Origin of the sequence: Streptomyces durbertensis (assembly GCF_014156695.1) — a bacterium.
Lineage (GTDB): Bacteria > Actinomycetota > Actinomycetes > Streptomycetales > Streptomycetaceae > Streptomyces > Streptomyces durbertensis.
Window position 1 is genome coordinate 1 of the sequence record NZ_WMLF01000471.1, and the last position, 4056, is coordinate 4056.

Consider the following 4056-nt stretch of genomic DNA (forward strand, 5'->3'; position numbering starts at 1 on the left):
CGTCGGCCCCGTCTTCCCCTCGGACAGGGCCGCTCCCCCCGGCAGGGCCGCGATGTACGCCGGCCGCTGCCGTCCGGTGCCTCGGACACACCCCCGCACGCCCATGGCACCGGACTTCTCGGAGCCACGTGCCGCGACCGTGGGGACCACCGCGGGAACCGCGGCGGTACGCAGACGCGTGTGAGCCACTGCGCTGGTCTTGGTTCCGTGCAGTGTGTTCATCTCGCGCCTCCCTCGAAAGCAGCCCGTCGCTTGCCTTGTGGGGAAAACTCTGCCGGGCCAGTTTCATGACGAGGTCCCCCGACTGTCACAGCGGTGTCACAGCGCAAACGGCTGTTCCCGCCGTCATCCTCCGGTCGTCCCGCCCGGGGTCGTTCGAGTCGTGACCGACCGCTGGTCGAACTCGCGGCGGGTCATGGGCCAGAATGGCGCGTGTGCCTTTCCTGTTGCTGATCGAGGACGATGACGCTGTCCGCACCGCCCTGGAGATGGGTCTGACCCGCCAGGGCCACCGCGTGGTGACCGCCGCGTCCGGCGAGGACGGCCTGAAGCTGCTGCGCGAGCAGCGGCCCGACCTGATCGTGCTGGACGTGATGCTGCCGGGCATCGACGGCTTCGAGGTGTGCCGTCGTATCCGCCGCACCGACCAGTTGCCGATCATCCTGCTGACCGCGCGCAGCGACGACATCGACGTGGTGGTGGGTCTGGAGTCCGGCGCTGACGACTACGTCGTCAAGCCGGTGCAGGGCCGGGTGCTGGACGCCCGTATCCGTGCGGTGATGCGCCGGGGCGAGCGGGAGGCGAACGACTCGGCCGCCTTCGGCAGCCTGGTCATCGACCGTTCGGCGATGACCGTCACGAAGAACGGCGAGGACCTGCAGCTCACCCCGACCGAGCTGCGGCTGCTGCTGGAGCTGAGCCGCAGGCCGGGGCAGGCGCTGTCCCGGCAGCAGCTGCTGCGGCTGGTGTGGGAGCACGACTACCTGGGCGACTCCCGGCTGGTGGACGCGTGTGTGCAGCGGCTGCGGGCGAAGGTGGAGGACGTGCCGTCGTCCCCGACGCTGATCCGCACGGTGCGCGGGGTCGGCTACCGCCTGGACGCGCCCTCGTGACGTGGCACGCCCGGACGGGGGCGGTGGAGTGAGTCCGGACACGGGGGGCGGCGGCAGAGGGCCGCTCGGTCGGGTGCGCGACTGGTTGGTGGGGGTCATGCCGAGCCTGCGGCTTCGTCTGGTGATCGTGTTCGCGCTGGTGGCGCTGAGTGCCGCCGTCGCGGCGTCCGGCATCGCGTACTGGCTGACCAGGGACGCCGTGCTGACGCGCGCGCAGAACGCGGCGCTGGGCGACTTCCGCAAGACGCTCGGCGACCACGCCGGGACGCTGCCGCCGCGTCCGACGTGTGAGCAGTTGCAGGACGCCGCCGTGGCGATGTCCCGTTCGACGCAGAACTACGAGGTGCTGCTGATCGACCGGCAGCGCGACGGGCAGCGCTGCGCGGTGACGTCCTCCGGGGCGTTCTCGCTGGACGACGTGCCGCGGAAGCTGCAGCGCGCGGTCGGCAAGCGGCGCACGTCGGGGGGCGGCAACGGCGCCGCGTACCACCTGTACTGGCAGCGGGTCACCCAGGGCGACACGCCGTACCTGCTGAGCGGTGCCACGGTCATCGGCGACGGCCCGACGGGCTACATGCGCAAGTCGCTCGAGCCCGAGCGGGACGATCTGACGTCGCTGGCCTGGTCGTTGGCGATCGCGACCGGGCTGGCGCTGATCGGTTCGGTGCTGCTCGCGCAGGCGGCGGCGTCGACCGTGCTGCGTCCGGTGCAGCGGCTCGGTGAGGCGGCCAGGCGGCTCGGCGAGGGGCAGCTGGACACCCGGCTGAAGGTGTCGGGAACGGACGAACTCGCCGACCTGTCAAGGACGTTCAACGCGACGGCCGCGGCGCTGGAGGAACGGGTGGCCGACCTCAGCGCCCGGGAGCAGGCCAGCCGCCGCTTCGTCGCCGACATGTCACACGAGCTGCGGACCCCGCTGACGGCGATCTCGGCGGTCACCGAGGTGCTGGAGGACGAGCAGGAGAACCTGGACCCGATGATCGAGCCGGCCGTGCAGTTGGTGATCAGCGAGACCCGGCGGCTCAACGACCTGGTGGAGAACCTGATGGAGGTGACGCGCTTCGACGCGGGCACCGCCCGTCTGGTGCTGGACAACGTCGACGTCGCCGACCAGGTCACCGCCTGCATCGACGCCAGGGCCTGGCTGGACGCCGTGGAGCTGGACGCCGAACGCGGCATCATCGCCCGGCTCGACCCGCGCCGGCTGGACGTCATCCTCGCCAACCTGATCGGCAACGCGCTCAAGCACGGCGGCTCGCCGGTGCGGGTATCGGTACGCACCGAGGAGTGCCCTGCGGAGCAGCCCGGGGCACAACCCCGAGAGCAGCACGGGGCGCACCCGGGAGAGCAGCACGGCGAGCAGCCCGAGGAGCACGCCGGGGCGTTCGAGCCGGGCAGCGGGAAGCTGGTCATCGAGGTGTCGGACAACGGTCCCGGCATCCCCGAGGACGTGCTGCCGCACGTGTTCGACCGCTTCTACAAGGCGAGCGCGTCCCGCCCCCGCTCCGAGGGCAGCGGGCTCGGCCTGTCCATCGCGCTGGAGAACGCGCACATCCACGGCGGTGAGATCACCGCCCGCAACTCCCCGGAGGGCGGCGCCGTCTTCACGCTGGAACTCCCGCAGGACCCGAGCCGGTTGGCGGCCGCCGCCGACGAGGAGGGGGACGACCGTTGAGTCTCACGCGTCTCACACCCCGTGCCGTGGGCCCGCTGGTCGTGCTGCTGGCCGGCGCGACCGTGGCGGGCTGCGGCATCCGCGCCACGTCCGTGCCCGTCGACGACGGCCCGGCTCCCTCCCGGGTCGCCTGCGCCGTAGAACACGACCAGGAAGGGACCGGGACCGGCACCCCGCAGGCGGGGCCGGACGGTGAGCTGCGCATCGCGCTGGTGTGCAGCGGCCGGGTGGTGGACGTACGCCGCCAGGTGCCGCTGCGGCAGGGCGAGTCGGCGGCTGACCGGCTCGCCGCCGCCCGGACGCTGCTCGCCGAGCTGCGCCGGGAACCGGGCCCCCGCGAGCAGGAGGCCGGCTTCACCACGGCCGTGCCCGAGGACCTGCGGGTCTCCGCCCCCGACCCCGACGACGACACCAGCGCGCTGCGGCTGAGTCGGCACCCGAACGAGCTGCCGCCGTTCGCCCTCGCGCAGATCGTCTGCACCTTCGCCGCGACGACCATCGCGGACGCCAACCGCCAGGTGCTGCTCGGCGGCCCCGGCAACGAGCCCGGCAAGCCGTTGAAGCTCTACGAGTGCGGCACCGCGCTGCGGACGACCACCGAGGCCGCCGAGACCGCGGGTGTCCCCTTCTGAGGCCGCCGCCGGGCGTCATGGCACGTCCGGCGGCGGGCGTGGGCCGGCGGCCGGCCGCCGGTCCGGCGCGGCGGCCGGCTGCGGGCATGTCGACCCGGCCGGCCGTGGGAGTCGCAGGTCACCCGATCGGACGGGAACCGCACGCGCGGAGCCGGTCGTCATTGCCGGCGTGCAGCACGATCGTCCAGGCGGGAAGGCCGTCATCCGGATCCGGGCAGTGGGGGCACTACTCCTGGTCGGCCATCTGGTTCTTGTCGGTTGGTTGACGTTGCGGCCGCTGGCCGTTCCGTGGGTGGCGCCCGCCAACGTGGAACTCCTCGCCACCATCCGCGCCGACATCGAGCAGGGCCCGGTGTCGGCGCTGCGCAGCCTCGGCGGGGACCTGCTGCTGTTCGCCCCGCTCGGCGCGCTGCTGCCGCTGGCGTCCGGGCAGCGCGGTTCGCGCACCGGCTCCTTCCTGCGTACGTTCGCCGCCGCCGGCCTGCTCTCGCTGAGCCTGGAGGCGCTGCGCTCGGCCGTCCCCGGCCAGGTCGCCAACGTGGACTCCGTGCTGCTGCACACCGCCGGCGCCGCGCTGGCCCATCTGCTCTGCTACCCGCTGGTGCGTCTGCTGCTGCGGCGCGCCACCCGCCGGGAC

4 protein-coding genes are annotated in these 4056 nt (G+C 73.0%); all 4 read left to right on the top strand.

Features of this window, described 5'->3' with window-relative positions:
- Nucleotides 1-434: 434 nt before the first annotated feature.
- Nucleotides 435-1112: a two-component system response regulator AfsQ1 gene (afsQ1, locus tag GL263_RS22825; protein ID WP_181355525.1), complete on the top strand. Its 678-nt coding sequence runs from the start codon at nucleotides 435-437 to the stop codon at nucleotides 1110-1112.
- A 97-nt stretch (nucleotides 1113-1209) separates the two neighbouring features.
- Nucleotides 1210-2787 carry a sensor histidine kinase gene (locus GL263_RS22830; RefSeq protein WP_182857633.1) on the top strand — a complete coding sequence of 526 codons (1578 nt, stop codon included), beginning with the start codon at nucleotides 1210-1212 and terminating at the stop codon, nucleotides 2785-2787.
- Nucleotides 2784-3419 (top strand): hypothetical protein, encoded by a 636-nt coding sequence (locus GL263_RS22835; protein WP_228456755.1) that lies wholly within the window; start codon nucleotides 2784-2786, stop codon nucleotides 3417-3419. Before GL263_RS22830 ends, GL263_RS22835 begins: the two co-directional genes overlap by 4 nt.
- 217 nt (nucleotides 3420-3636) lie before the next feature.
- Nucleotides 3637-4056: VanZ family protein (locus GL263_RS22840; RefSeq protein WP_323379528.1), on the top strand; the 420-nt coding region annotated here is incomplete at its 3' end.

Excerpts from the sequence above, each read along its gene's own strand:
- GL263_RS22830 (WP_182857633.1), top strand. The coding sequence starts at position 1,210 with ATGCCGAGCCTGCGGCTTCGTCTGGTGATCGTGTTCGCGCTGGTGGCG.